Raw genomic sequence first — 26,465 nt, forward strand, 5'->3', positions numbered from 1 at the left:
GAAAAACAAGAGAACAAGGCTGGCGGTGTAATGCTTGCGTCCGAAAAGAGGGCTTTCTTTTCCGGCAAATGGGTTGCTTCCCGCGTTCTTGTTGCACTATCATACTAAAGGACAAGCTTCATCACACAGATGACTCACAGCGGTTGAAAAGACGAAATATTCCCGAATATCAAATGCCTAATGGTGGAGGTTTGCGATTGCGATGGAAAACGGTGTGAGAGTTGAAGGAAAAACAATCGAGCAATGGAAAAGCGAGTATCCATTGTTGTCCGAGCTGATGGCAACAGCGGAAGTATTTTGGACAAATCCGCGTCTGACTCCGGTGGCGGAAGCAGAAATGACGGTTACGGCGGAAGAGGTGCAAGATGCAGAGGAGCGTTTGCGCCGATTTGCCCCGTTTATCCAGCAGGCTTTTCCGGAAACGAGCTCGGCTTCCGGGCTGATCGAGTCGCCGCTTGCTTCGATCCCCAACATGCAAGACGAGCTGGCAAGGCGTTTTGGTCAGGCAATACCGGGTCGTCTCCTGCTGAAGTGCGACAGCCATTTGCCGATCGCGGGTTCCATCAAGGCGCGAGGCGGGATTTACGAGGTGCTTGCCCACGCAGAAGAACTGGCGAAAAAGTACGATAGGCTGCCCGCAGACGGCGATTACTCCGTGTTTGCCACAGAAGAGTACCGCGGGTTCTTTTCCCAATACTCCATCGCCGTAGGATCGACAGGCAATCTTGGACTGAGCATCGGGATCATCAGCGCGAAGCTCGGGTTTCGGGTGACGGTTCATATGTCTGCGGATGCAAAAGCGTGGAAAAAAGATTTGCTGCGCGCAAAAGGCGTGCAAGTCGTCGAGTATCAATCCGATTACGGCAAAGCGGTCGAAGAGGGAAGAAAGCAGGCAGAAGCCGACCCGCAGTGCTATTTTATTGACGATGAAAACTCCAAGCGGCTGTTTCTCGGCTATGCCGTCGCCGCCGGACGGTTGCAAAAGCAGCTGGAGGAGCAGCAGGTGATCGTGGACAGCGAGCATCCGCTTTTCGTGTACTTGCCGTGCGGGGTAGGCGGCGGGCCGGGTGGCGTTGCCTACGGATTGAAGCTGCTTTACGGCGATCACGTCCACTGCTTTTTTGCGGAGCCGACTCATTCGCCTTGCATGCTGCTCGGCTTGATGACGGGGTATCATGACAAGCTGGCTGTGCAAGACTTTGGCATCGACAACAAGACAGACGCTGACGGACTCGCCGTAGGACGTCCTTCGCGCTTCGTCGGCAAAGTCATGGAACCGTTGCTCAGCGGCGTCTATACGGTGGCGGACGGGGAGCTGTACAGGCTGCTGCGGGCTTTGCGCGACAGCGAATCCGTGCGGCTTGAGCCGTCTGCGCTGGCTGGCATGCCAGGGCCGATCCGTTTGCTTGCGCAAGCAGCGGGGCAGCAGTACATCGAGCAGCACGGTCTTGCGGACAAAATGAAAAACGCAACCCATATCGCCTGGGCGACAGGGGGCAGCATGGTGCCTGCGCATATTCAGGAAGCGTACTATGCCAAAGGATTGGAATGCGAAGAGCAGAGCCATTCGTAACATCGTTTCATTCATACACGAGAACGCCGTTGGTCTGCGAGGATCGAGGGCGTTCTTTTTTTTAGGCGATGCGTTATCTGGTGTAGAAAAAAATATAAAGAAACGCAGAAAAGACAGAGAAGTTTTTATACATAACTTTTTCTATTCTCGTTCTTGTGAAGTGGGAGGAAAAGCTGTGGTTTCGCTGCGTTAACGGATGATTCCGGCTCTGATCAGCTTTGATAAGAAAGTCTATTCGTCAGAATTTTATAGAAAAAATTATATTTTATCTTGAATAAATTATATGGACAAGTATAATGAGGGATAACAAATAGCACCACCATCCCGGAGGAAAGGAGAGTGAAGCATGGGAAAATACGCCGAGGAACTGCGCCGATACATTCCGATCGCCGATGCCATGGCTCAGACGTTTGGCAAAAACTGCGAAGTTGTGCTCCACGATTTGAGTTCGCCGCAGTCGTCCGTCATCTACACCGCGAACAACCACGTCACGGGCAGAGCTGTCGGGCAATCGTTCAACCATTTGATCACACAAGTTCTCTTGTCCCAAAAGCTGCAAAATGACGTCGTCGCCAATTACCGGACCGAGACGGAGGATGGGCGGACGATCAAGTCGACGACCGCGCTGATCCGCAATGCAGACGGGGAAGCCATCGGCGCTTTTTGCATCAACATCGACATTCACCCACTGGTGAGCACCCGCGAGTTCATCGAGGACTTCATCCGCATGGACGAGGAGCCGCTGGAGCGCGAAGAAGTGGAAGTGGTGCAAAATGTGTGGGAGATCGTAGAGCAGATGATTAACCAGATGATCGCCGAGAAAGACGTGGAGAAAATCGACAAGAACGAAAAAATGCAAATCGTCCAGTTCATGGACAAAAAAGGGGTATTTCTGATCAAGGGCGCGTTGGAAAAAGTCGCTGCCGAGCTGAAAATTTCCAAGGTAACCATGTACAGCTACCTAGACGAGCTGCGCAGGAATCAGAAGCAGGAGCAAGAGGAGTTGAGCAGATGAAGCTGATCGGATCAAGCGTGGACGAACTGGACACGCCCGCTCTGCTCATCGATCTGAACCGTCTGGAGAAAAATGTGCAGGAGATGCAGTCGCTCGCCGATTCAGGAGGGGCTGCTCTTCGCCCCCACATCAAGACGCACAAATGCGCAAAAATCGCCCAGATGCAGATCGATGGCGGAGCACAAGGGATTACCGTGGCAAAGCTTGGCGAGGCGGAAGTCATGGCCGACTATGGACTGACAGACATTTTTGTGGCGACGCAAATTGTCGGGAGAAAAAAGCTTGCCAGACTGGAAGCATTGGCGAGGCGAGCACGCATCAGGCTGGCGGTCGATTCGCTTGTTCAGCTAGAACAGCTTTCCGAGTACGGGGGAGAGGCTCGCTCCGTCGGAATCATGATCGAGGTCAATACCGGGTTGCAGCGCTGTGGCGTGGAACCGGATCAGGTAGAGAGCCTTGTCGAGAAAATTATCAGAAAATTCCCTGAAACAAAAATAGATGGAATATTCACTCATGAAGGACAAGTGTATAACGCGGCAGACAGAAGCGAGCTGGAAAAAGTGGCGCGCCAAGCGCAGGAGACAATGGTCGAGATCGGGAAGCGAATCCGCTCGCGCTGGGGCTTTCCCTGCGAGGTCAGTGTCGGTTGCACGCTCGGTTTGCTTGGGGCAGGCGTCGTTCCCGGAGTCACCGAGATACGTCCGGGCACCTACGTGTTTTACGACAGGACGCACGCCGCCTTTTTCGGAGATACGGAGCGCTGTGCCGCGACGATTCTCGGCACGGTTATTTCCAGGCCGAATGGCGAACGTGCTGTGGCTGATGCAGGGGCGAAAGCGATGACAATCGACTCGCGGGCGAGCGGCCTGCTTGCGACCAGCGGTTTTGGGCAGGTACGAGGGCAGCAGGATGTACACATCCGCAAACTGTCGGATGAGCATGCGATTATGGTGCCGGGAACGTCCTTTTCCATCGGCCAGCGCATCGAAATCATTCCGAACCACATTTGTCCAACCGTCAATTTGTACCAGGTGGCTTACGGAATACGCGACGGAAAAGTCGAAACCGTGTTTCCGATCCATGCGCGAGGATGCAATCAATAGGGGTGTAGTCATGGCAAAAGTGCTCGTAATCAATCAGGAATTGTTTGCGGAGATGTTGAGCTTCCGTGAAGCGATGGAGACGGTGGAGCTGGCTTTTTCCCAGTTTGCTCAAGGCAAAAGCGCCGTTTTCCCGTCCGTTCGCGAAAAAATCGGGGAGCACAACGGGATTTACAGCATCAAATCAGCGTATTTGAGTGAGGAGTCAGCGATTGGCCTGAAGACAGGCGGCTTCTGGAGCGACAATTGGCAAAGCGGCAAAACAAACCATCAATCCGTCATGCTGCTGCTTTGTCCGCAAACGGGCGAGCCGACGTGCCTCCTGGACGCCAATCTGCTGACGGCGATCCGCACAGCGGCGGCAGGGGCGATTGCGGCCAAATATTTAGCCCGCCAAAAGAGTAAGTCGGTCGCACTGATTGGCGCAGGCGTCCAGGCAAGAGCGCAGCTGGAAGGGCTGCTGCACCTGTTTCCGCTTGAAACCGTTTCCGTCTACTCCCGCACAGATGCTTCGGCAGCCAGACTGACCGAGGAAATCACGCGGATGGGACTCGGCGCCAGACAAGCCGCTTCGGCGCAGGAAGCGGTCGAGCAAGCCGATATTGTCGTCACGACGACACCTGCCTTTTCGCCTGTGCTCAAGTCGTCGTGGCTGCAGGCGGGAACTCATGTGAATGCGATGGGAAGCGATACGAGCGGGAAAAGGGAGATCGAGCTGGATCGGCTGCCGGACAAGCTCGTCTGCGATTGGTGGGAGCAAGCTTCGCACCTGGGAGAATTGCAAGGACAGCCTTCCCGCGACAGTCTGTTTGCAGAGCTGGGACAAATTACGAGCAAGGAAAAGCCGGGACGCCAATCGGCGAGCGAGATTACCTTGTTCGACTCGACGGGGATCGCCGTTCAAGATTTGAGCGTTGCCGCGTTTGTGTATCGCAAGGCGAAGGAGACGGGCAAGGGCATGTATGTAGACTTGTAAGGGGGGACAGCCTGTTATGCACGTAGTTGATCTGCATTGCGACACGTTGTTGAAAATGTGGCTGTCAAAAGGCGAGCTTGCTTTCGCCAATGCACCACAGTTGGAGTCGAACAAAGCGCGTTTGCAGCAAGGCGGAGTAAAAGTTCAAGTTTTCGCGCTGTTTCCGCCGCCGGACTTGTCTGTGGAGCAAAAGCTTTCGTCTGTGCTTGCGCAAATGGATTATTTCCATGAGGAAGTCTTGGGGAAAAATCCCGAGATGAAGCAAATCAAGGAATGGGACGACAGCGATCGGCTGCGAGACGGAGAAATCGGAGCGCTGCTCTCGCTGGAAGGAGTGGATGCGATCGGAGAAGACTTGTCCATGTTGACGACGCTGTATCAGTTGGGGGTGCGCTCTGTCGGATTGACCTGGAATCATGGGAATCTCGCTGCGGGCGGAGCGTTGGACAAAACGGCTACGGGATTGACTTCGTTCGGCGTAAAAGTAGTGAATTTTCTGAATGAAAATCGGCTTTTTACAGATGTCTCGCATTTGCATGAACAGGCTTTCTGGGACGTGATCGAGCTGGCAGCTCATCCTATCGCAAGCCACTCCAATGCAAGGGCGATCCTCGACCATCCGCGGAATTTGTCTGATGAACAGGCGCGGGCGCTGTTCGCCAAAGGGGGTCTGGTCCACGTATTTTTTTCTCCCGCCTTCGTCAAGGAGGGACGAAAGGCTGCGATCCCGGACTTGATCCGCCATATCGAACATTTTTGCGGGTTGGGCGGTGAGCGGTACATCGGAATCGGCTCCGACTTCGACGGCATCTCGATGCCCGAACGCATCGAAGGACTTTCCCATGCAGGCATGATGCAAAATTTGCTGCACGAGCTTTCGCGGTACTATACAGACGAGCAAGTGCGCGGCTTTGCCTCGGAAAATTTTATGCGCAACAGACCACAAAAACGGTAAACAGACAGGAGCATAAGGGGGAAAAGAATCATGAGGGTAGCAAGCAAGCGGTTCCTTTGTTTCGTGACAGCCGTTCTCGTAAGCGGCGTGGCGCTCGCAGGATGCAACTTCGGGTCGGCTGGGAAAAATGACACTTCTCCTGCCAGTGAAGGAAAGCAGGGCGAAGCGAGTGCCGTCAAGCAAGTGCTGAATGTGTCCGAAGGCGCGGAGATCGCCACGCTCGATGTGGCCCAGATTTCCGATGCGGTCAGCTCTACGGTGCTCAACAACATCAACGAAGGGTTGTTCCGCTTCGACGACAAGCACCAACCGATCCTCGCGATTGCGCAGGAGCATAAAACGAGCGAGGACGCTTTGACGCATACGTTTTTGTTGCGGGATGCGAAATGGGCGAACGGCGATCCGGTAACGGCCCAAGATTTTGAATACGGCTGGAAGCGGGTGTTGCGGGAAGTGGGGCCATTCGGCGTATTTTTCGAAATGGCCGGGATTGCGAATGCCGACAAGATTTTGCAAGGCGAGAAGAAGCCGGACGATTTGGGCATCAAGGCGATTGATGCGAAGACGCTGGAAGTGAAGCTGGACAGAGCGAATCCACTGTTCCTGCCGCTTCTGCCACTTGCCCCGTTTTTGCCGCAAAACGAGAAATTCGTGGAAAAAGCCGGCGACAAGTACGGCCTGGAGTACGACCAGGTGCTGGCAAACGGACCTTTTGTTCTGAACGACTGGAAGCACGAGCAAAGCTGGCAATACAAGAAAAACGAATCCTACTGGGACGCCGCGAACGTCCAGTTGGACGAGATCAATGTCTATATCGTAAAGGAACCTTCGGCAGCCGTCAACCTGTATGAAACCGGGAAGCTTGACCGCGTGACAGGTCTGACCTCCTCTTTGGCTGACGCTTACAAAGGCAAGGAAGATTATCAAAAAGTAGCGACTCCGACGACCATTTTTATGCGTCTGAATCCCGATGTTGCCGCTTTCCAAAACGAAAATATCCGCCGGGCGATCGGCATGGCGATTGACAAGGAAAGCTTGACAGACGTCGTGTTAAACGATGGTTCAATCCCGCTGTACGGCTTGGTGCCTGCTGCGTTCTCCCTCTCGCCGGACATGAAAGATTATCGTGTGCTGAACGGACAATTGAACAAAGGAACGGTCGAAGAAGCGAAAACATTGTGGCAAAAAGGCTTGGCTGAAATCGGACAAAGCGGCCTTGCGACGTCCATGATTGTGGCGGATCAGGAATACATGCGACAAACTTCCGAGTATTTGAAAGCGCAGTTGGAAACGAATTTGCCCGGCTTCAAGCTCAAGCTGAAAACCGTTCCGTTCCAGCAGCGGATCAAACAGGAAAAAGCGTTTGAGTATGAGATCGCTTTGTCCACATGGGGGCCGGATTACATCGACCCGATGACGTATTTGGACATGTGGGTGACGGGCGGACCGGCGAACCGGATGAAGTATTCCAACCCGCAGTTTGACCAGCTGGTGGCACAGGCCAACAAGGAGCTGGACCCGCGGAAACGGTACGACATCTTGCTGCAACTGGAAAAAATCATCATCGAAAAAGATGCGGCGGTCGTCCCGCTGTATCAATACGGGGAAGTCATTTTGCAGAGCCAAAAAATCAAAGGGCTGATCTGGCATCCGAGCGGTCCGGAGTTTACGTACAAATGGACGCATATGGAGTAAGGTTGAAAAGCCAGGCGCGGAAATGGGAGGCATGCGGATGAGACTGTATTTTTTGAAACGACTGGGAGTCATGCTGACGACTTTGTTCATCATTGCGACCGTGACCTTTTTCCTGATGAAATTGCTTCCAGGCACCCCGTACAGCAACCCGGACAAGCTGTCCGAGCAGCAATTGGCTTCGTTGAATCAAAAATACGGACTGGATCAGCCGCTGCCCGTTCAATACGCCCGCTACCTGGGGAATTTGGTTCAAGGTGATTGGGGCGTCTCCTTTCAATTCAAGGGGCGCCTGGTCACGGACATCATTTTCAAGCGGATCGGTCCGTCTGTTTTGATCGGCTTTCAAGCCATGCTGATCGGCTCGATTGTCGGACTGGGGCTGGGGATTCTCTCGGCGCTGCGTCAGAACAGCCTGTTTGACCTGGGAGCCGTCACGATGGCTGTCCTGGGCATGTCGATCCCTTCGTTCGTATTCGCGGCGCTGTTGCAATACTACGTGGGCGTCAAGCTCGGCTGGCTGCCGCCCGGACTTTGGGAGGATTACTCTTATTCCATCCTGCCTTCCTTGGCGCTATCTGTGACGGTGATAGCGGCAGTCGCCAGGTTCATCCGCACGGAAATGCTGGAGGTGCTCACGCAGGACTATATTTTGAGCGCGCGGGCCAAAGGGATTTCGGAGTTTGCCGTGGTGTGGAAGCACGTCGTGCGCAATTCGCTGATCCCGGTCGTGACCATGCTTGGGCCAATGGCGGTGTCGATCATGACCGGAACATTGGTGATTGAGAAAATTTTTTCGGTGCCAGGGCTGGGGGAGCAGTTCATTTTATCCATCATGGTGAACGACTACAGTGTGATCATGGGCATTACGCTCTTTTACAGCACGTTGTTCATTCTGGTCGTGCTTTTGGTCGATATGATCTACGGGATTTTGGACCCGCGCATTCGTGAAAAATGGGGGGAAAGCACATGAGGACTTTGCCGGCAACCGGGACGTCCCCGCATGAAATAACAGACGATTTGTTTGTGCACGAGCCATTTGCAGCAGAAGCAGCGATGGAGGTTGCGGCTTCAGCTGCGGATTCGCCCTGGAAGGCTGCGCTCAAACGGCTGGGAAAAAATCGCGGAGTCGTCCCTGCCTTCGTGTTGATCATGGTCATTACGGTGCTGGCTTTTGTCGGGCCGCTGCTGACCCCATACACTTATGACGGGCAAAATGTGGCCCATTCCAATTTGCCGCCGAAAATAAGCGGGCTGGGGTGGCTCGGGTTTGACGGGCTGGACAGCAACGGAGCCGATCTGTACGCGAAACGGAATATAACGGAGGCGCACTGGTTCGGCACGGACGAATTTGGCCGGGATATGTGGACGCGGGTGTGGAAGGGAACGCAAATTTCGCTGTTGATTGCCCTCGTAGCCGCCTTGCTGGACTTGTTCATCGGCGTCCTTTATGGCGGGATCTCGGCTTATTACGGCGGAAAAATCGACAACGTCATGCAGCGCATCATTGAAGTGCTCGTCGGCATCCCCAATCTGATCGTCATTATCTTGTTCATCCTCATCTTGGAGCCGGGAATCACGTCGATTATTTTGGCGATGACGATTACAGGCTGGGTCGGGATGGCGCGGATTGTCCGTGGACAAATTTTGCAGCTAAAAGGTCAGGAATTTGTGCTGGCTGCGCGGTCGCTCGGAGTTTCCAACAGCCGGATCATGTTCAAGCATTTGATCCCGAACGCGCTGGGGCCGATCATCGTCACCTTGATGTTCACGTTGCCGACCGCGATATTTTTTGAAGCGTTTCTGAGCTTTATCGGGCTTGGTCTACAGGCGCCGCTCGCCTCGCTTGGGGTTCTGATCAACGACGGCTACAAAGGGATGCGGCTGTTCCCTTACAAGCTGGTGATTCCCGCCGTGATGATCAGTTTGATCATGATCAGCTTCAACCTGCTTGCGGACGGGCTGCGCGATGCGCTCGATCCGAAAATGACGAAATAAGAAGGGGATGTCGATGAATCAACCGATCCTGACAGTAGACGGCTTGCATGTTGCGTTTCATTCCCAGCGAGGCGAGGTGCATGCGGTAAGAGGGGTCAGCTTTGCTTGCAAAAGCAGGAGACGCTCGCCATCGTGGGTGAATCCGGCTCCGGCAAATCGGTCACGGCCAAAGCGATCATGCGGCTTTTGCCGAAGCAGAGCACGAGCATCCCCGCCGGGCAGATCACCTATGCAGGGCAAAACGTGCTGGCGTTGCCTCCGCGAGAGCTTCAGTCGCTTCGGGGAGCGGAAATCTCCATGGTGTTCCAGGACCCGATGACGTCGCTGAATCCGACGATGACGATCGGCCAGCAGCTGGTAGAAGGGATCAGCAAGCACCAGCGGCTCGACAAAGCCGCCGCCTATGAAAAAGCGGTCAACATGCTGCAACTGGTCGGCATTCCGAACGCGCAGGAGCGGATCAGGGCGTACCCGCACCATTTTTCCGGGGGAATGCGCCAGCGTGTCGGGATTGCGATGGCGCTTGCCTGCGACCCGAAAGTCCTGATTGCCGACGAGCCGACGACTGCGCTCGACGTGACGGTGCAGGCGCAAATTTTGGAGCTGATGAAGTCGCTTCAGCAACGGACGGGGACGGGCATCATTTTGATTACGCATGACTTGGGAGTCGTCGCCAACATGGCGCAAAAAGTGGCTGTGATGTATGCCGGAGAGGTAGTGGAGACAGGGCTGATTGCGGAAATTTTTTACCGTCCCAAACATCCGTACACGTGGGGATTGCTGCGCTCGATGCCTCGTCTGGATGCCGCTGGCACCGAGCCGCTCATCCCGATTCCGGGTACGCCGCCTGATCTCGCCCGCCAGCAACAAGGCTGCCCGTTCGCCCCGAGATGTGCGCACGTGATGAAGGTGTGCAAACATTTTTCGCCGCCACTCACAGAAGTGTCGAGCGGGCATACAGCCAAGTGCTGGCTGCTCGATCAGCGGGCGCAGCAGCAAGAGCGGCTGGCAGGAGTCGCAGGAGGGTGAATGAGGCCATGAACAACCGCGTACTACTTGAAGTGAACCATCTCAGCAAGCATTTCCAGCTCGGGCCGAATCAGACGCTGCGCGCAGTCGATGATGTCAGCTTTCACATTTGGCAAGGAGAGACGTTGGGACTGGTCGGAGAGTCCGGGTGTGGCAAATCGACGGTGGGCCGGACGCTGTTGCAGCTGTACAAGCCGACCAGCGGCGAAATTCGCTTTGCGGGCGAGCGTGTAAGCGACATGACCGAGCGCAAGGGGCACAAGGCGTACACCAGCCAGATGCAAATGATTTTTCAAGACCCGTACTCGTCTTTGAATCCGCGAATGACTGTCACCGAGATCATTTCCGAAGGGCTGATGATCCATCGTCCGAATCTTGCGAAAAAAGAGCGGAAAGAGCAGGTCAGCGCGCTTCTGGAGCTTGTCGGACTCAGTTCCAGGCAGGCGAATCGTTACCCGCACGAATTTAGCGGCGGGCAGCGTCAGCGGATCGGGATTGCCCGGGCGTTGGCAGTCGAGCCTTCCTTTATCGTGGCGGATGAGCCGATTGCCGCCCTCGATGTGTCGATTCAGGCGCAAATCGTCAACCTGCTGATGGATTTGCAGCGGCAAAAACAGCTGACCTATTTGTTTATCGCCCACGACTTGTCCATGGTGAAGCATATTAGCGACCGGATCGCCGTCATGTACCTCGGGCAACTGGTCGAGCTTGCCGCAAGCGATGAGCTGTATGCGCGACCGCTGCATCCGTACACGGAAGCGCTGCTGTCCGCCATTCCCTTGCCTGACCCGGTTCAGGAGCAGTCCAGAGAACGAATCGTTTTGCAAGGCGAGATTCCCAATCCGCTGAATCCGCCAAGCGGTTGTCGCTTTCACACGCGCTGTCCGAAAGCGTTCGACATTTGCGCCAAGGAAATACCGAGCTTTGCGGAAGTGCTTCCGCAGCGTTATGTCAAATGCCATTTGTATGGGGAGAAGGGGGAGTGACACAGATGGCAGTGGAAAACTGGCCTGAGTTCGAAGCATACGTCACCAAGCGGATGGACGAAGAGCAAATTCCGGGCATCGCCATCGCTGTTGCGAAAAACGGAACGGTTGTATACGAGCGCGGCTTTGGCTATGCCGATTTGCAAACGAAGCGGCCGATTGGCCCCGACACGCTGTTCGGGTGCGGCTCCGTCACGAAGTCGCTGACGGTGCTGGCGCTGCTTTCGCTGGTGGAAGCAGGGCGCTTATCCCTGGATGATCCGGTATGCGCGCATCTTCCCGAGTTCAAGCTGTGCGGCATGGATGACCCCGGCATGGTAAAAGTCCATCATTTGATGTCGCACACGAGCGGCTTGCCGCCTCTTCCCCGCAAACCGGAAATCAACAGGCTGGAAGACCACCTCACGTACATCGCGGGGCAGGAGTACGAGCTGTTGGGCAAACCGGGCGAGTATTTCAGCTACTCGAACGATGCCTTTTTGCTGCAAGGCGCGATCATCGAACGGCTGACGAACCGTCTCTACCGCAGATTCGTCACGGAAACGATCCTCGCTCCGCTTGGCATGCACCGCTCCACGTACAGTCTGGAAGAAATTGCGAAAATGGCTGACGTCTCTGTACCGTATATGAAAAACAACGAGACAGGCAAGTTGGAAGCGGTGCCGTGGCCGAGTCTGGGAAATTACGAGGTGGGCGGCGGCTTGCGCTCTACGGTCAACGATCTGTTGCGCTACGGCGCGGCTTTTGTAGGCGGCGAAAATCCGGTCGCAAGCGAAGAGCTGCTGCGCAAAATGTGGCAGCCTGTTCATCAGGTTGGCCGCAAGCAATTTTACGGACTGGCGCTGGAGATCGTTCCCGATTATTCGGGCGTGACGCTCGTCAGCCACGGCGGAAGTCAGCAAGGGGTATCGTCTTGCTTCGGTTTCGTCCCGGAACAGGGGCTTGTCGCAGCTGTCCTGATCAACGCGACGGATATGCCAGCAGGAGACATTTGGCTGGCGGCGGTCAACCAGGCGCTCGGCTTGCCGCTCACGCAAAAAGCAAGCCAGGAGCCGCACTATACGGCGACAAAGGAACAACTGGAAAAGCTCGCAGGCACGTATCAGTCCAGAGAGGGGGGCAGCTTGCAGATTGAGCTTGCCCAAGACAAGCCGACTCTCGTTTTTGGCGGCGAGCGCTACGATTTGCGCGCCAGCGACAGTCAGACACTTGTCATGGAAAAGGACGAGTACCCGATCCGGTTTTTTGCCAATGACGACGAGCAGGCGTGGGCGGCCTTTTTCGGATTTCGCATGTGGACTCGTCAAGAGAAGGGGAGGAAGGCATGAGTGTACATCCGCAAGTAAAGGAAGTATTTCGCAAACAAAGCTTGCTTGGACTGCCAGATACCGAATCTATGACGCCCGCAGAAGCGCGTCTCGCTTTTTCACGAGCGCGGGCCAATCTCTCGGAGCTTGAGACGTCTGTAGCAGCGGTAGAGGATCGGGTGATTGCGGTGGCAGAACAAGGGGGAGCAGAGCTGCCGATTCGTTTGTACACCCCAGGCGGGGAAGGGTTGCCGGAGCTTCTGCCTGTGTTCGTCTTTTTTCACGGGGGCGGCTTCGTGCTCGGGAATATCGAGATAACCGATCGCATTTGTCGCTATTATGCACAAGCGGCGAGCTGCATCGTCGTCTCTGTCGACTATCGCCTCGCGCCTGAGCACAAGTTCCCGACAGCCGTCTCGGATGCGTATGCGGCGACCAAGTGGGTAGTTGAGCATGCGGCTTCCTTCAACGGAGACAGCAAGCGAATCGCTGTTGGCGGAGAGAGCGCAGGCGGCAACTTGGCGGCTGTCGTCTCCTTGCTGGCGCGCGATCGCGGCGAGTTTGGCTTGTGCTGCCAGCTGCTGATCTATCCGGTTGTCTCGTTTGCCCTCGATACGGCGTCTTGTCGGGAATGCGGGAATCAATACAACTTGACTTACGACGAGATGCTCTGGTTTCGCGCTCATTACTTGCAGGATGAGGAACAGATCAACGACCCGCTCGCCTCTCCCTTGCTTGCTGCCGATTTAAGCGGCTTGCCGCAAGCTGTAATCGTCACGGCCGAGTTCGATCCTTTGCGCGACGAAGGAGAGCTGTATGCCGAGCGGCTGGCTTCGTTCGGTGTCGCGGCAAAAGCAAAGCGCTACCTTGGCATGGTGCACAGCTTTTTCAACTTTTCCGGCGAGGTAGACGCGAGCAAAGAAGCGTTGGCCGAAACGGCTGCCGAGCTGAAACGCGTGTTTTACACCTGACAGACAAGGAGGTCGACGATGTTTATTCCCCCATCTTATCGCGAAAACGATATAGAGACGCTAGTAGCCTTTATGAAAAAGTACCATTTTGCTACCATCGTCAGCTTCGACGGGACGATTCCGCTGGCGACCCATTTGCCTTTTTTGGTGGAGCATGAGCACGAGCAGGCGAAGATCACGCTGGTCAGCCACATGGCTTTGGCGAATCCGCAATGGCGAACGTTTGCGGAGCAGGACGTGCTGGTCATGTTCCAAGGGCCGCATGCGTATATTTCGCCGCAATATTATGAAAGCCGCTACGGTGTGCCGACTTGGAACTACGCGGCTGTGCACGTCTACGGCAAGCCTGTCATTTATTCGCAGGCAGAAGACGTCGCGCAGACGCTGTTGCAGACGATCCGCACGTTCGAGCCTGCTTATGAAAAGCATTTTGACGCCATTCCACAAGACTATACAGAGAAGCTGAAACAAGAGCTGGTCGCTTTCGAGATCCAGGTAACGAAAATCGAAGGGGCGTTCAAGCTGAGCCAGGACAAGCCGCTGCCGATTCGCCAACGGGTGGCGGACGCACTGGCGCAAAGCCCCGACACGGTGGTGGCAGAGCTAGGAAACATGATGCAGCGTCAGTTGCCCAGAGCAGAATCAGGAGAGGAGCAATGAACATGAGTTTGCAAAAATGGCTGACCGAACTGGACGCGATCCCCGGTGTGGCGGGGGATGAGGAGCGGGTTGCCGCTTACTTGCGGGAAAATTTGCTGGATGTGGTGGACGAGCACCAAAGCGATGCGCTAGGCAACCAGTTTTTCATTAAAAAAGGGAGCGATCCCGACCTGAAAATCATGTTGTGCGCGCATATGGACGAGATCGGCTTTATCGTCAGCTACATTGACGAAAAAGGATTTGTCTGGTTTCACCCGGTCGGCGGTCACGATAGCCGCATGGTGATCAACCAGGTGCTGGACATTCATACGGACAAAGGCATCGTCAAGGGAGTCACAGGAGCGAAGCCGTCCCATATCGTGACGGCGGAAGAGGCGAAACTGGCGATTCCGCTTAGCGAGCTGTATGTGGACGTAGGGACGGCGAGCCGAGAGGAAACAGAAGCGCTTGGCGTCACGGTCGGCGATTTCGTCACCTTTTCGCGGGAGGGGCAATTTTTGAACGGCGGCAAAGTGTTTACCGGAAAAGCAGTCGATGACCGCTCCGGCTGCGCCGTCATGCTCGAAGTCATGAAGCGGCTCGCGGGCAAACAGCTCACCGCATCGGTCTATGCGGTCGGCTCGGTTCAGGAAGAAGTCGGGATGCGCGGCGCAGGCCCTGCCGCTTTTGCCGTTCAGCCGGACGTTGCGCTGGCGCTCGATGTCGCGCTCACTGGCGGGACGCCGAAGATCGAGGAGAAAATGATTCCGCTGGCGCTTGGCGGCGGCCCGGTCATCCTGTTTTTCGAGTGGGTCACCGACAACTGGGCGGGAAGCAGCGTCCCGAAAAAGCTGACGAGAAAGCTGGTGCAAACGGCCGAAGAAAATCACATCCCGTACCAGCGCGGCGTGTATTTGAACTGCGTGACAGACACGTACTCAATCAGCCTCGCTGGCAAAGGAACGGTAGCCGGATGCATCTCGGTCCCGTCCCGTTACATTCACTCTGCGACTGGACTCGTGCATCTGGACGATCTGGAAAACGCGGTTCAGCTCCTCGTCGCTTTCATTGAAAGCTTTCGGCAGAAGTGGTAGAGTTGGGAAAAAGAGGCAGAGGTCGACTGATGTAACAGGAAGCTGGTCTGCTGAGCCAGAGGAGGCAAGGTTGTGAGTAGATATGATGCGGGGATAGCGGCAAAAATCGATGACTTGTTCGCAGATTGGCAGCAAGGCGTATGCCCGGGCGGACAGGTTGTGGTTCGCAAAGGCGGGGAAATCGTCTACGAAAACTGCTTTGGCTACGCCAGCGTGGAGCATAGGTTGCCGATCACGGGCGAGACGGTGTTTCACGTTGCGTCTGTGTCTAAACAAATTACTGTGATGTGCGTGCTGCTGCTTCAGGAAGACGGTCTACTGAACGTAGATGACGACATTCGCAGCTACGTGCCGGACATGGTTTCGTTCGCCGAGCCTGTATCGGTGCGCAATCTGATGAACAACGTGAGCGGCATCCGGGATCAGTGGGAGCTGCTCATGCTGCAAGGAGTCCGGCTTGATGACACGATCACACAGTCTGACGCCAAAGACGTTATTTCCACGCAAACGGAGCTGAATTTTCCGCCACTTACCCGCTATATGTACTGCAACTCGAATTTTACCCTCCTGGCCGAAATCGCTGAAAGAGTGTCCGGCAAAAGTTTGAACGAGTTTGCCCGTGAGCGGATTTTTGCCCCGCTCGGCATGGCGCAAACGTGCTTCAAGGATCGGTATTGGCAGGTGATTCCGAATGGCGCGGATTCTTACAAGCGCGTCGGCGGGGAGCTGATTCATGCCGTGCTGAACTACGGCACGTATGGCGCCACTTCGCTGCACACGACCGCAACTGATTTTATGAAGTGGATGGCCAACTTCAAGGAGCCGGTCATTTGCAAACGGGAGACACTTTCCGAGATGTTTGCCTGCCCGACGCTGCTGGACGGAACGAAGATTCATTACGCGGGCGGATTGATCGTGAATGATCCTGCTCTGTACCAGGGGCGTCCTTTTATCGGGCACGACGGTTCAGACGCGGCATTCCGCAGTTGTACCGTCCGGTTTCTGGTAGAGGATATCGATATCGCCATTTTCAGCAACACGGATACGGTAGCAATCGGCAGGGCTGCGGAGAAAATCGTCGACTTGCTGCTGGGGGTGGAGCGGAGCGAGGTGGAGCCGCAGGTTTTGCCTGACTTTTACGATGCCGATTTTGCAGACGAGGACGTGGCCGGGACGTATTATTCCGACGGAACGTACGCGCTCATCGCGCAAGTGGTGGGCAAGGGAGATCAGCTGTATTTGCTTGAAGAGTACGGAGCTGCGCCCTTTGTTCAGGTGGAGGGAAACCGCTATCAAGCGGGAACGGCCAACTACGAGCTGTATCTCGGTTCAACAGCCGGATTTCGCTTTGGAACGCGCTGCATCCCACTGAAAAAATGGCAGCCTGATCAGGAATGCGAGGCAGACGGGCTGGCATATGCGGGCACGTACGAGAGCGCGGAGCTGGGAACCGCCTACGAGGTGCTGGTCGAGGACGGGACGCTCTATCTCTCGCATCGCCGGAACAAAAAGCAGCAGTTGCTGCGCACGGCCCCCGATCAGTTTATCGCCGGAGTCGGGGGAAGCTTGTATGGCGTAACTCTCACTTTTGCGCGAGCAGCCAATCAAGCGGTCAGCGGGTTCCGGGTGTCGACGGGCAGAGCACAAGCAGTAGCCTTCGCCAAAAGGAACTAAGCAGGCACTAAGCCAAAAGAAAAATAGGCTGCCGTACGGACTGGAAAGGTTATCCGTACGGCAGCCTTCTTTGCGCTTGTCTCCACCATCAGCTTTCCCGCATTTGTCATTGATTTGTCGCCGTTTTTGCGCTTCGTGGCAGGACTCGATGCGGCAGTTGTCGAATGGTGTTACAGATTGAAAAGTTGTGCCGAAAGAGTCCGTCCGCACCTTTGCGGCGGTTTTTTCTACTTTTCAAAAACAAGCGCCATTTTCTCTGTCGTCTGTGATTAGGGACCGCCCTTTTTTGGCGAAAATGAAATGGTGAAGGAGTGATGAGGATGGAGCAAGTTCTTCAACTCGTGAAAGATTACTGGCCCGTCGCGGTTTGTATCATAGTCTTGATCTTGGCAGCTCAATGGGTCGTGCGCAGCTTGATTCGGATCATCTCGCTTGCAGCCATCATCGGAGTCGTACTGGTGTTGTTTTTTCACTTCAGCCCGGAGGAAGTCATCCAGATGGGACGGCAAGCGGCGGTGGCTACGCAGGAAGTGGTGGACAAGACGATCACGCCTGTGCTCGACAGCGAACTGAAGGATGCAGACATTACGTTTCAGCCGGACGGCACCTACGAGGTCAAGACGGCGAGCATTCGCATCGTAGGCAAAAAAGGCGAGACGAAGGCGACCGTCTACTACAAGGACGACAAGTGGGAAGTGGACATCGGCCAGCTCGGCAAGCTTTTCGAGGACCGACTGGGCAAGGCAGAACAGCAAACGACTATGTAAAGAAAAACGCATGCACCGATTCGGGGTACATGCGTTTTTTGTGGGCGGAAACAGAAAGGGCAGTCAGGGCGCTCAGGCTGTCAACCAATCAGCCAGTACCCGCCCCAGTAGAGCACACCGCTGATGACAACCAGGCCGAGAAAAAAGCCGAGACGCATCCGCCATTTTCCCGGGGCAGGGCCGAACAGAAATTCTGCGCCAGCCCAGGCGAACAAGAGGATGGCAGCCAGTATGTTGCCGAAAAGAGCCACGGCACTTCCCTCCTGTGGAGACATTCTCGGTTCTATGTGTGTATACGATTGGAAGATGCTGGGGTTTCAGAGCGTTTCGAGGCGTTGGCGTCACTTATGCTGCCGTCAAGCCGTCAACCTTCCCGCACCATGATCAGCTCCTCGACATCACAGCCGCGGGCATTGGAAAATCCCGCGTCTTCTCCTGCCTGGCGGAAGCCGCATTTGTGCAGGACGCGGATCGAACCGACGTTGTCTTTGGCGACGCGGGCGTAAACAGGTCGGACGGGGAGAAGCGCGAGAAAGGCGGTAAGCGCCTGTGTCGCGATCCCTTTGCCCCAAAATGGTTTGCCGAGCCAATATCCGACGGAAGGGCTGCCAAATTGCTCGAAGAAAACGATGTAGCCCGCGATCTGTCCATCGGCAAGTACGGTCATTTTCTCAATCGAGTCGTCTGCCAAAATCTTGTTCCAATGGGCGGTAAAAGCTTGCCTGTCACTCGGGTCTTTAGCGGTAAAGGCGGCCATATGGTTTGCCTCCGGGTCGAGCTGCTGCTCAAACAAAATCGGCAAATCTTCCGCAGTGGTCGGGCGCAAACGAACGTTTTCCAACAAAAATTCACCTTCGATCCTACTGAGCTTGGGATTGGCGTTCTGGCGATTGGTTTGCGACACGAATGGGCGAGAGCAGTGTATCGTCTGTGCCGCTCGCCAGGTTCTCAACAAGGAGTTAAGCTATCAAGCTTGCTCCGTCAAGACAGGCGGGACACGCAGCAAAGTCGCTTGCTCGTAGGCGAAGCCCATGCGCAGAAGAGCAGGCTCCGAGAAGGCCAGTCCAGTCAGCATGATGCCAAAAGGCTTTCCTTGCGCAGTGTAGCCGGAGGGAAGGGCAATGGACGGGTAGCCCGCTTTCGCCGCAATGTCACAGCCCGTGTCTCCCGGGAACAGCAGAGCGTCCAGGGCGTGTTCCTTGAGTGCGGCGTCGATCCCTTGGCGTTGCGACATTTCCAGATCGTACAGCCTTTGCCGCAAATAGGCAGGATCGGTCAAGGTGCCGCTGGTTTGCTCGGACTGCTCCAGTACGCTTTGCCCAAACCGGAGCGCTCTTGCTTCGTGCTTGCGATTGAAGGCGACAATATCTTTCAGGGTGCGGATCGGGAAAGAGGCGGGCAATGTTTTCAAATAGGCATTTACACCTGTCTTAAACTCGTGATACAAAACTTGCGAGTTCCAATCGGCATTTTCAGAAGGAATGCTTACGGAATCGATGACAGTAGCGCCAGCCTGCCGCAGCTGCGAGATGGCGGCTTCGTAAAGAGCGGCTTCTTCCTCGTCGCATTCAGCCAAATAGCCGGAACGCACGACACCGATTCGGGCACCTTGCAGTCCGTTTGCGTCGAGGAAGGGGAGGTAATCGCGGTGGGCCAGCCCTGCACTTTTTCCGGTCGCCGCGTCCTGCGGATCGACACCTGTCAGGACGCCGAGCAAAATGGCCGCGTCCGTTACGTTTCGCGTCATCGGGCCTGCCGTGTCTTGGCTGTGGGAAATCGGGATAATGCCCTGGCGGCTGATCAAGCCTACCGTCGGTTTGATACCGACGAGCGAATTTTTTTTGGCAGGGCCGAGGATCGACCCAGAAGTCTCTGTTCCGACAGCCGCTACGGCAAAGCCTGCCGCGATTCCCGCGCCTGAACCGGAGCTGGAGCCGCCGACATCGAACGCAGGATCGTACGGATTGAGAACTTGTCCGCCGCGCGAGCTGTAGCCGTTCAGCATGTTGTCAGCCATGAAATTCGCCCATTCGGTCAGATTGGTTTTGCCCAACAGGACGGCGCCTGCTTCGCGCAGACGTGCGGCGACAAACGAGTCTGCCGACGCGTACGAATCGGCCAAGGCGAGCGACCCGGCTGTCGTGTGCATGTTGTCTCCGGTCGCAATGTTGTCTTTAATCAATATCGGAATGCCGTGAAGCGGCCCGCGACTGCCGGATATCGCCCGTTCCCTGTCCAGAGCTTCGGCAATATGCAAGGCATCGGGATTGATTTCACTGATGGCGTTAATGGTCGGTCCCTGTTTGTCGTAGGCAGCGATCCGTTCCAAAAACAGAATGGTCAGCTCACGGGACGTCGTGTGTCCTGCTTCCATGGCAGCTTGCCATTCCAGGATGCTTGCTTCATGGTTCGGCGACATAAATTTCACCTTTTTCTGTTTGATTTGATCTTTCTTAGTTTACCAAATGCAGGGAAGCGGGCAAATGGTTGTGGAACAATTACATGCGGGAATGTTCGTATCATTCAACAAGGAGTGTGATGCAGATGATACAAGCGGTACTATTCGATCTGGACGGCACTTTGCTCGACCGCGATACTTCGCTCATCCGGTTTGTCCACGACCAGTACGAGCGAATTTCCCAGCTTCAGCACGTCCGACAGGAAACATTCGTGCAACGTTTTATCGAGCTGGATCAGCACGGATACGTATGGAAGGACAAAGTGTACGCGCAGCTCATTGAGGAGCTTGCCATTGCGAAGCTGGAAGCGGCCTTTTTGCTGCAAGACTACCTCTGTCATTTTCAAAAGCATTGTGTCGCGTTCCCGCATCTGCATGAAATGCTTGCCGACCTGCAAAAGCAGGGCATCCGGCTGGGCTTGATCTCAAACGGTTTCGGGCAGTTCCAGTACGACAATGTCAAGGCACTGGGCATCGCGCCTTATTTTGACGAAGTGCTGATATCGGAATGGGAAGGCTTGCGCAAGCCTGATCCGGCGATTTTTCACCGGGCATTGGACAAGCTTGGAGTGCCTGCTGAACAGGCGATGTACATAGGTGACCACCCCGACAACGATGTTCGCGCCAGCAGGGCGGTTGGAATGAAGGCGGTATGGAAACGCTGCTCCCAGTATGCAGCAGCTGCCGACGCTCATGCCGTCATTGACGATTTGGCAGAGATCAGCGCATGGGTACTTCCGTCTTTTCAAGGCCAGATGGGGAGAGGCGCAGACTTCACCTGACAATCGGCGGGGTCACTCCATGTACCCAGTCCAAAATGAACGGAGCCTGATGGGGGTTCAGACTGTCCGGCAATTCGTTTTTGGCAAAAAACTGTTGGCGGGTGCTCTCTTCATTTGTCTGGAGCACGCCTGCGTAGTCCGTGACGCGAAAGATCAGCTGGACGCTAAACACTTTATCCCCATTGGCGTACTGGGCGAAGCCGTTCTTTCCTGAGTAGAGGCCAAACAATTGCCACTGCAAGACAGTCAGACTGGTTTCCTCCAGCACTTCGCGTTTGAGCGTCTCCACGAACGTTTCGCCAAGCTCCAGCAGACCGCCGGGAATGCCCCAGATGCGGTTGTGTTTTTGTTGCAAAAGGATGCGTCCCGATTCGTCTTCCAAAATGGCTCCGCAGCCGACTGTGAGCAGCGTTTCGTGGCCGATCAGCTTTCGCATGGTCGAGATATAGTCATTCACAAGCGTTGTTCCCTCCATTATCAACTGGACCGAATGGCTTTCCAGGCGTCGAATAGCAAGGTGAGTCCACAGAACAAAGCGCCTACAAAACCGGTTGTCTTGACGGCCGCTCTCACAAAAGCAGAATCGACATTCATTTCGAGCAGAAAAGAATAGTCAAAGTCGAAGTTGACGAACACAAGCCCGACAATGAAGCCGAGAATGATGCTGAGCTTTTTTCCATGGCATACGTCTCCTGTTTTTTTTGACACTTCGCCAAGTAATACGAGTGAGGGAGCTTTTTGGCAACGACCAAACAAAAAAATCAGAAGAAAGCAGCAGGGGGAAGAGTGGGATGACCGAACACCGATTGTACAGCTCGCCGCGTTTCGCACCGAATCAGACAGCGGCAAATAAAAAACAAGCTGACTGGCACAAAGGCACGGTCAGCTTGTTTCCTTTTCGTATGGTTATGCGTTCGCTCCAGCGGCTTGCAGCTTCGCTTTTTCTTCCTCTTCAACGAAGCGGTTGCGCGGATGCTCGCGGCATTCGTCGGAGCAGGAACGCTTGAATTTTTGCTCGCACTCTGTGCAGCAGAAGTGCTGTTTGTTGCAGAAAGGGTTGGCGCAGTTCACGTAGCGATCTTCCACAGTGCCGCAGTAGTGGCAACGGCCGATAACCACATCTTCTTCGGTATGGTTGATCGGTACGGAGATACGCTCGTCGAATACGTAGCATTTTCCGTCCCACAGGCGGCCTTTTACTTCCGGATCTTTTCCGTAGGTGACGATTCCGCCATGAAGCTGGTACACATTTTCAAAGCCTTGATCCAAAAGCACGCCTGTCAGCTTTTCGCAGCGGATGCCGCCTGTGCAGTAGGTGAGGACTTTTTTGTCTTTGAATTGGCTCATGTTTTCCGCAATCCACTCAGGGAACTCGCGGGAAGAATCTACTTCTGGACGAATCGCGCCACGGAAGTGTCCGAGGTCGTATTCGTAGTAGTTGCGGCCGTCGAGGATGACAACGTCCTCTTGCTGCATCATTTCGTAAAACTCTTTCGGGCTCAAATAGTGTCCTGTTTTCTCATTCGGATCAACGTCGTTTTCCAGACGCCAGGTCACCAGTTCTTTTTTCGCGCGAACAAACATTTTTTTGAATGCGTGTTCTTCCGATTCGTCTATTTTAAACCACATGTCCGCGAAGCGCGGGTCTTTTCGCACGTATTCCATGTAAGCGTCGGTCTGCTCGACAGTGCCGGATACCGTTCCGTTAATTCCTTCCGGAGCGATGATGATCCGTCCTTTGAGTCCGTTTTCCTTGCAAAATTGCAAGTGTTCAGCAGCATACTCCTCGTAGTTTTCCAACGGAGTATACTTGTAGTAGAGCAAAATGCGGTATGGTTTTTGTACTTGCAAGGTACAATCCACCTTTCTTTTTTCAATTGTAGTTTATGACGCAACGGTGATTATATCATAATCCGCAAACAAAAGTGTAGAAAAAGACAGGAATTTGTGATCGTTCTATGAAAACGCGGGCAAGTGGCTGAACTTGCTGGATGGTGGCCCATCTTGTACACTATGGAAGGACATTAGCAGAATGGTGATAGATGAGGAGAGACTTTTGATGAATCAGACAAATGATCGCCTGGTTGCCCAGGTCAAACTAAAAAAACTGCACCCGGAGGCAGTCATTCCCCAATACGCCCGTGCCTTGGACGCGGGATTTGACCTCGTTGCCGTCGAAGACGTGTTGATTGCTCCGGGGCAAACCGTCAAAATCCCGACCGGACTTGCTTTTGCACTGCCAGAGGGCTACGAGCTGCAAGTGCGTCCGCGCTCCGGCATTGGCGCGAAAACAAAACTGCGCCTGCCGAACGCTCCGGGCACGATCGATGCGGGATACCGCGGAGAAGTGTGCGTCTTGATGGAAAACATCCGCATTCCGTCCGGCAAGATCGGCAACGTTTGCCTCGATGCGGGAGAAAAAGAAGTGACGGTAGACACAGAAGTGGATTCTCACAGCTATTTCATCAAAAAAGGCGACCGCGTCGCGCAAGGCGTAATCGGTGTCGTGCCTGTTGCCCGTTTCGAAGTGGTAGACGAGCTGGATGAGACTGAGAGAGGCGCTGGCGGCTTCGGCAGCAGCGGCATTAACGGATAAGACAGCCCTAAAAAAGAACAGACCCCTCACTCCGAGCAAGTGTGCGAGACACATGCGCTGACGGAGGAGGGGTCTTTTTGTTTTTGGCAGCTGCTATTTTTTGGCGGCGAGAAACTGGTCGATGACACGAATGTCGTCCTCGCTAAGAGAACGGCCGTCTGCCTTGACGAACACACACGGGCCATATACCCAGTCGAGGTAGCCGTCTGCGGTAATCGGAAAATTGTTGGCCAATACACCTCGTCCATCTTCATTCACGATCAGCGAGATCCCTTCCAGATGGTCGTCCGTCACCACTTCAAAATCCCCATCGACCAGCTCGGATAAAGCATCCGTATCGGCAATTTCGGCAATCGTTGCGTCCTCATGCGGACGTTTGACATAAACGGTGATCACGATCATTCACTCCTTTTGTCCCATCATAACCGAAAGCCAAAAAATGCGCGAGAGTGTTGGCTGGGATTGCGCGGAATATGTTGCGAGCGGATGGAAAAAGCGGCAGTGCGGAAGGGCAAAAAGGCGGCGAGAAGCGAAAAAACGGTGGTGCGAAGCGGAAAAACAGCAGCGAGAATCGAAAAAACGGTGGCGCGAAGTGGAGAATGGCAACGAGAAGCGAAAAAACGGTGTGCGAAGCGGAAAACCGATAGCGAGATGCGAAACAACGACAGCGGGGAGCAAATCACTGGCATTCGGAAGCTGCTCCCCCTGCTTACCGAGTAGCTAAACGAACGTACAGCCACACGCCATACGTCTTTTTTGCGCCGCCGTTTCTCACCTCGCCCAGCTAGTGGGCATAAAGTGGATGGGAATATGATTGACAGCGATAAAAAGGCAGGTATAATCGTAGATAACTAAGTATTCCGAGTAAAATAGTATAGATTAAAAACGGGGAGTGAAGGTCACCAGTATGAACACCACAAAGGGCAATATTCAATCCATCCTGCAACGCATCGGGATCGTTGCCGTAGCTATCGCTTTGGGAGGATGCTCGGCTGCGTCGCAAGGAACAGGGACAAACGGGAGCGGGGAAGCGGGCGGCTCACAGACCGTCGAGCTGCTGAACGTCTCGTATGACCCGACTAGAGAATTTTATCAGGAAGTCAATGCGGAATTTGCCCAGGAGTGGAAGGCGAAAACCGGACAGACGCTCAACGTTAAGCAGTCGCACGGCGGCTCCGGCAAGCAATCCCGATCCGTCATCGACGGTTTGGAAGCGGACGTGGTGACATTGGCTTTGGCGTACGACATCGACGCGATCGCCGAGCAGGGACTGATTGCGGCAGACTGGCAAAAAAAGCTTCCGGAAAACAGCTCTCCCTACACGTCTACCATCGTTTTTCTCGTGCGCAAAGACAACCCGAAGCAGATCAAAGATTGGGATGATCTGGTCAAACCGGGCATCTCCGTCATCACGCCGAACCCGAAAACTTCCGGTGGCGCCAGATGGAACTACCTCGCCGCATGGGGATACGCCCTGAAGAAAAATGGCGGTGACGAAGCCAAGGCAAAAGAGTTCGTGGGAGCCTTGTTTAAAAACGTGCCTGTGCTCGATTCGGGAGCGCGCGGATCGACGACGACGTTTGTCGAGCGCGGGATTGGCGACGTGCTGATCGCCTGGGAAAATGAAGCGTACTTGGCTGTGAACGAGCTGGGCAAAGACAAATTCGAAATCGTCAATCCGTCTCTCAGCATCCTGGCAGAACCTCCGGTGACCGTCGTCGACAAGTATGCGGAAAAGCACAAGACAAAAGAAGTCGCCGACGCCTACTTGCAATTCCTGTACACGAAAAAAGGGCAGGAAATTGCGGCGAAGCATTACTATCGCCCACGTTCCGCGGAAGTGCTCAAAGCGCATACGCCTGCGTTTCCTGAAATCGAAATGTTCACAATAGATGAACTTTTTGGCGGCTGGACAAAAGCTCAACAAACGCACTTCTCCGACCAAGGCGTCTTTGATCAGCTGTACAAACCGTAATCCAGTCCATAACCTATCCTGCCATCAGAGGAGTTAGCTCCATGAGAAAATCATTTTTGCGCAGGGGGTTCCTGCCGGGCTTTGGCATGACGATGGGCTATACCATCATCTACTTGAGCCTCTTGGTATTAATCCCCCTGTCCGTCCTTTTTTTGAAGGCCACTACCATGAGCTGGGAGCAATTCGTGGGAACGATCCTCGATCCGAGGGTGATCGCATCGATTCGCGTCAGCATTCTCACGTCTTTTTTCGCCGCTTGTGTCAATGCGGTATTCGGTGTACTGGTCGCCTGGGTGTTGACCCGGTACGATTTTTTTGGCAAGCGGATCATTGACGGAATCGTCGATCTGCCTTTCGCCTTGCCGACAGCGGTAGGCGGGATTACGCTCACCTCCATCTACGCCGAAAACGGCTGGATCGGGCAGTATTTGGCCGAGTGGGGCGTAAAAGTGGCGTATACGCCGATCGGCATCTGGGTTGCTTTGACCTTTATCGGGCTGCCGTTTGTCGTGCGAACCGTGCAGCCTGTCTTGCAGGACTGGGACTTGCAGATGGAGGAAGCGGCTGCGACGCTGGGAGCCACGCGGTTTGCCACGTTTACCCGCGTCATTTTGCCGCATTTGCTGCCGGCGATCATTACGGGCTTTGCCCTCGCTTTTGCCCGGGCGCTTGGCGAATACGGCTCTGTCGTCTTTATCTCCGGAAACATGCCGCTCAAGACGGAAATCGTGCCGCTTTTGATCATGACCAAGCTGGAGCAGTTCGATTACGCGGGAGCTACCGCCATTGCAACCGTCATGCTCGTCGCATCGTTTGTCATGCTTCTGCTCATTAACTACTTGCAATGGCGAATCAACAAGTTCGATGCGGCACGATAG

Annotated in this window: 26 protein-coding genes and 1 pseudogene; 21 read left to right on the plus strand and 6 right to left on the minus strand. The window is 54.6% G+C overall.

The window, feature by feature from the left end; all coding sequences use genetic code 11:
• The first annotated feature begins 202 nt into the window (after positions 1 to 202).
• From HP435_RS13135 to HP435_RS13210, 16 genes and pseudogenes are all read left to right on the plus strand, one after another.
• Positions 203 to 1,573 carry a D-serine ammonia-lyase gene (locus HP435_RS13135; protein WP_173598808.1) on the plus strand — a complete coding sequence of 457 codons (1,371 nt, stop codon included), beginning with the start codon at positions 203 to 205 and terminating at the stop codon, positions 1,571 to 1,573.
• A 346-nt stretch (positions 1,574 to 1,919) separates the two neighbouring features.
• Positions 1,920 to 2,588: a helix-turn-helix transcriptional regulator gene (locus tag HP435_RS13140; RefSeq protein WP_122963509.1), complete on the plus strand. Its 669-nt coding sequence runs from the start codon at positions 1,920 to 1,922 to the stop codon at positions 2,586 to 2,588.
• Positions 2,585 to 3,691, plus strand: coding sequence for an alanine racemase (locus HP435_RS13145; RefSeq protein ID WP_173598809.1), 1,107 nt, complete (start codon positions 2,585 to 2,587; stop codon positions 3,689 to 3,691). The genes HP435_RS13140 and HP435_RS13145 overlap by 4 nt, the downstream gene beginning before the upstream one ends.
• A 10-nt stretch (positions 3,692 to 3,701) precedes the next feature.
• Positions 3,702 to 4,664, plus strand: coding sequence for an ornithine cyclodeaminase family protein (locus HP435_RS13150; protein WP_173598810.1), 963 nt, complete (start codon positions 3,702 to 3,704; stop codon positions 4,662 to 4,664).
• 16 nt (positions 4,665 to 4,680) lie between these two features.
• Positions 4,681 to 5,619, plus strand: a complete 939-nt coding sequence (locus HP435_RS13155; protein ID WP_173598811.1) for a dipeptidase — start codon at positions 4,681 to 4,683, stop codon at positions 5,617 to 5,619.
• Positions 5,620 to 5,649: 30 nt separating this feature from the next.
• Entirely contained in the window at positions 5,650 to 7,314 is a 1,665-nt protein-coding gene (locus tag HP435_RS13160) for a peptide ABC transporter substrate-binding protein (RefSeq protein ID WP_173598812.1), read from the plus strand.
• A gap of 37 nt (positions 7,315 to 7,351) precedes the next feature.
• Entirely contained in the window at positions 7,352 to 8,284 is a 933-nt protein-coding gene (locus HP435_RS13165) for an ABC transporter permease (RefSeq protein ID WP_173598813.1), read from the plus strand.
• On the plus strand, positions 8,281 to 9,309 hold the full coding sequence (gene opp3C / locus HP435_RS13170) for an oligopeptide ABC transporter permease (RefSeq protein WP_173598814.1): 1,029 nt from the start codon (positions 8,281 to 8,283) through the stop codon (positions 9,307 to 9,309). The genes HP435_RS13165 and opp3C overlap by 4 nt, the downstream gene beginning before the upstream one ends.
• A gap of 13 nt (positions 9,310 to 9,322) precedes the next feature.
• Positions 9,323 to 10,338, plus strand: a pseudogene (locus tag HP435_RS13175) (ABC transporter ATP-binding protein).
• Positions 10,339 to 10,346: 8 nt separating this feature from the next.
• A complete protein-coding gene (locus tag HP435_RS13180; RefSeq protein ID WP_173598815.1) occupies positions 10,347 to 11,324 on the plus strand; it encodes an ABC transporter ATP-binding protein in 978 nt (325 codons plus the stop codon).
• 5 nt (positions 11,325 to 11,329) lie between these two features.
• Positions 11,330 to 12,652 (plus strand): serine hydrolase domain-containing protein, encoded by a 1,323-nt coding sequence (locus tag HP435_RS13185; RefSeq protein ID WP_173598816.1) that lies wholly within the window; start codon positions 11,330 to 11,332, stop codon positions 12,650 to 12,652.
• The gene (locus HP435_RS13190) at positions 12,649 to 13,602 is read left to right on the plus strand and encodes an alpha/beta hydrolase (RefSeq protein ID WP_173598817.1); all 954 of its coding nucleotides are present in this window, start codon (positions 12,649 to 12,651) and stop codon (positions 13,600 to 13,602) included. Before HP435_RS13185 ends, HP435_RS13190 begins: the two co-directional genes overlap by 4 nt.
• Positions 13,603 to 13,620: 18 nt before the next feature.
• Positions 13,621 to 14,262, plus strand: coding sequence for an FMN-binding negative transcriptional regulator (locus HP435_RS13195; RefSeq protein ID WP_173595846.1), 642 nt, complete (start codon positions 13,621 to 13,623; stop codon positions 14,260 to 14,262).
• Positions 14,259 to 15,335: a M42 family metallopeptidase gene (locus tag HP435_RS13200; protein WP_229049903.1), complete on the plus strand. Its 1,077-nt coding sequence runs from the start codon at positions 14,259 to 14,261 to the stop codon at positions 15,333 to 15,335. The genes HP435_RS13195 and HP435_RS13200 overlap by 4 nt, the downstream gene beginning before the upstream one ends.
• 72 nt (positions 15,336 to 15,407) lie before the next feature.
• Positions 15,408 to 17,009, plus strand: coding sequence for a serine hydrolase domain-containing protein (locus HP435_RS13205; RefSeq protein ID WP_173595848.1), 1,602 nt, complete (start codon positions 15,408 to 15,410; stop codon positions 17,007 to 17,009).
• A gap of 320 nt (positions 17,010 to 17,329) precedes the next feature.
• Positions 17,330 to 17,776 (plus strand): hypothetical protein, encoded by a 447-nt coding sequence (locus tag HP435_RS13210; protein WP_122963495.1) that lies wholly within the window; start codon positions 17,330 to 17,332, stop codon positions 17,774 to 17,776.
• Between the two features lie 80 nt (positions 17,777 to 17,856).
• On the opposite strand, the gene HP435_RS13215 is transcribed toward HP435_RS13210, so the two are convergent.
• The 3 genes from HP435_RS13215 to HP435_RS13225 form a co-directional block, all read right to left on the minus strand.
• On the minus strand, positions 17,857 to 18,027 hold the full coding sequence (locus HP435_RS13215) for a hypothetical protein (RefSeq protein WP_173595849.1): 171 nt from the start codon (positions 18,025 to 18,027) through the stop codon (positions 17,857 to 17,859).
• Between the two features lie 113 nt (positions 18,028 to 18,140).
• Positions 18,141 to 18,617: a GNAT family N-acetyltransferase gene (locus tag HP435_RS13220; protein ID WP_122963652.1), complete on the minus strand. Its 477-nt coding sequence runs from the start codon at positions 18,615 to 18,617 to the stop codon at positions 18,141 to 18,143.
• A 126-nt stretch (positions 18,618 to 18,743) separates the two neighbouring features.
• A complete protein-coding gene (locus HP435_RS13225; RefSeq protein ID WP_173595850.1) occupies positions 18,744 to 20,195 on the minus strand; it encodes an amidase family protein in 1,452 nt (483 codons plus the stop codon).
• Between the two features lie 125 nt (positions 20,196 to 20,320).
• Here HP435_RS13225 and HP435_RS13230 point away from each other — a divergent pair, with 125 nt between their 5' ends.
• Complete coding sequence (locus tag HP435_RS13230; protein ID WP_173595851.1) at positions 20,321 to 21,016, plus strand: HAD family hydrolase; 696 nt, start codon at positions 20,321 to 20,323, stop codon at positions 21,014 to 21,016.
• Here HP435_RS13230 and HP435_RS13235 read toward each other — a convergent pair.
• On the minus strand, positions 21,009 to 21,473 hold the full coding sequence (locus tag HP435_RS13235; protein ID WP_229049904.1) for an NUDIX hydrolase: 465 nt from the start codon (positions 21,471 to 21,473) through the stop codon (positions 21,009 to 21,011). The two genes, HP435_RS13230 and HP435_RS13235, sit on opposite strands and share 8 nt — an antisense overlap.
• Positions 21,474 to 21,922: 449 nt before the next feature.
• A complete protein-coding gene (locus HP435_RS13240) occupies positions 21,923 to 22,867 on the minus strand; it encodes an oxygen-dependent tRNA uridine(34) hydroxylase TrhO (protein WP_122963485.1) in 945 nt (314 codons plus the stop codon).
• Positions 22,868 to 23,075: 208 nt separating this feature from the next.
• Here HP435_RS13240 and dut point away from each other — a divergent pair, with 208 nt between their 5' ends.
• Positions 23,076 to 23,612, plus strand: coding sequence for a dUTP diphosphatase (gene dut, locus HP435_RS13245; RefSeq protein ID WP_122963484.1), 537 nt, complete (start codon positions 23,076 to 23,078; stop codon positions 23,610 to 23,612).
• Between the two features lie 93 nt (positions 23,613 to 23,705).
• Here dut and HP435_RS13250 read toward each other — a convergent pair whose 3' ends face one another.
• Positions 23,706 to 24,008: a DUF3846 domain-containing protein gene (locus HP435_RS13250; protein ID WP_122963651.1), complete on the minus strand. Its 303-nt coding sequence runs from the start codon at positions 24,006 to 24,008 to the stop codon at positions 23,706 to 23,708.
• A 90-nt stretch (positions 24,009 to 24,098) separates the two neighbouring features.
• Here HP435_RS13250 and HP435_RS13255 point away from each other — a divergent pair, with 90 nt between their 5' ends.
• From HP435_RS13255 to cysT, 3 genes are all read left to right on the plus strand, one after another.
• Entirely contained in the window at positions 24,099 to 24,332 is a 234-nt protein-coding gene (locus HP435_RS13255; protein WP_173598818.1) for a hypothetical protein, read from the plus strand.
• Between the two features lie 187 nt (positions 24,333 to 24,519).
• Entirely contained in the window at positions 24,520 to 25,587 is a 1,068-nt protein-coding gene (locus HP435_RS13260; RefSeq protein ID WP_173595854.1) for a sulfate ABC transporter substrate-binding protein, read from the plus strand.
• 41 nt (positions 25,588 to 25,628) lie between these two features.
• Positions 25,629 to 26,465 (plus strand): sulfate ABC transporter permease subunit CysT, encoded by an 837-nt coding sequence (gene cysT / locus HP435_RS13265; protein WP_173598819.1) that lies wholly within the window; start codon positions 25,629 to 25,631, stop codon positions 26,463 to 26,465.

Origin of the sequence: Brevibacillus sp. HD3.3A (assembly GCF_013284375.2) — a bacterium.
Lineage (GTDB): Bacteria > Bacillota > Bacilli > Brevibacillales > Brevibacillaceae > Brevibacillus > Brevibacillus parabrevis.

Bases quoted from the DNA above. Each gene is read 5' to 3' on its own strand.
- cysT (WP_173598819.1), top strand. From the start codon at position 25,629: ATGAGAAAATCATTTTTGCGCAGGGGGTTCCTGCCGGGCTTTGGCATG.
- HP435_RS13140 (WP_122963509.1), top strand. From the start codon at position 1,920: ATGGGAAAATACGCCGAGGAACTGCGCCGATACATTCCGATCGCCGAT.
- HP435_RS13180 (WP_173598815.1), top strand. From the start codon at position 10,347: ATGAACAACCGCGTACTACTTGAAGTGAACCATCTCAGCAAGCATTTC.
- HP435_RS13190 (WP_173598817.1), top strand. From the start codon at position 12,649: ATGAGTGTACATCCGCAAGTAAAGGAAGTATTTCGCAAACAAAGCTTG.
- HP435_RS13230 (WP_173595851.1), top strand. From the start codon at position 20,321: ATGATACAAGCGGTACTATTCGATCTGGACGGCACTTTGCTCGACCGC.
- HP435_RS13155 (WP_173598811.1), top strand. From the start codon at position 4,681: ATGCACGTAGTTGATCTGCATTGCGACACGTTGTTGAAAATGTGGCTG.
- HP435_RS13260 (WP_173595854.1), top strand. From the start codon at position 24,520: ATGAACACCACAAAGGGCAATATTCAATCCATCCTGCAACGCATCGGG.
- HP435_RS13150 (WP_173598810.1), top strand. From the start codon at position 3,702: ATGGCAAAAGTGCTCGTAATCAATCAGGAATTGTTTGCGGAGATGTTG.
- HP435_RS13195 (WP_173595846.1), top strand. From the start codon at position 13,621: ATGTTTATTCCCCCATCTTATCGCGAAAACGATATAGAGACGCTAGTA.
- HP435_RS13210 (WP_122963495.1), top strand. From the start codon at position 17,330: ATGGAGCAAGTTCTTCAACTCGTGAAAGATTACTGGCCCGTCGCGGTT.
- HP435_RS13255 (WP_173598818.1), top strand. From the start codon at position 24,099: ATGGAAAAAGCGGCAGTGCGGAAGGGCAAAAAGGCGGCGAGAAGCGAA.
- HP435_RS13200 (WP_229049903.1), top strand. From the start codon at position 14,259: ATGAACATGAGTTTGCAAAAATGGCTGACCGAACTGGACGCGATCCCC.
- HP435_RS13145 (WP_173598809.1), top strand. From the start codon at position 2,585: ATGAAGCTGATCGGATCAAGCGTGGACGAACTGGACACGCCCGCTCTG.
- opp3C (WP_173598814.1), top strand. From the start codon at position 8,281: ATGAGGACTTTGCCGGCAACCGGGACGTCCCCGCATGAAATAACAGAC.
- HP435_RS13185 (WP_173598816.1), top strand. From the start codon at position 11,330: ATGGCAGTGGAAAACTGGCCTGAGTTCGAAGCATACGTCACCAAGCGG.
- HP435_RS13225 (WP_173595850.1), bottom strand. From the start codon at position 20,195: ATGTCGCCGAACCATGAAGCAAGCATCCTGGAATGGCAAGCTGCCATG.
- HP435_RS13165 (WP_173598813.1), top strand. From the start codon at position 7,352: ATGAGACTGTATTTTTTGAAACGACTGGGAGTCATGCTGACGACTTTG.
- HP435_RS13160 (WP_173598812.1), top strand. From the start codon at position 5,650: ATGAGGGTAGCAAGCAAGCGGTTCCTTTGTTTCGTGACAGCCGTTCTC.
- dut (WP_122963484.1), top strand. From the start codon at position 23,076: ATGAATCAGACAAATGATCGCCTGGTTGCCCAGGTCAAACTAAAAAAA.
- HP435_RS13135 (WP_173598808.1), top strand. From the start codon at position 203: ATGGAAAACGGTGTGAGAGTTGAAGGAAAAACAATCGAGCAATGGAAA.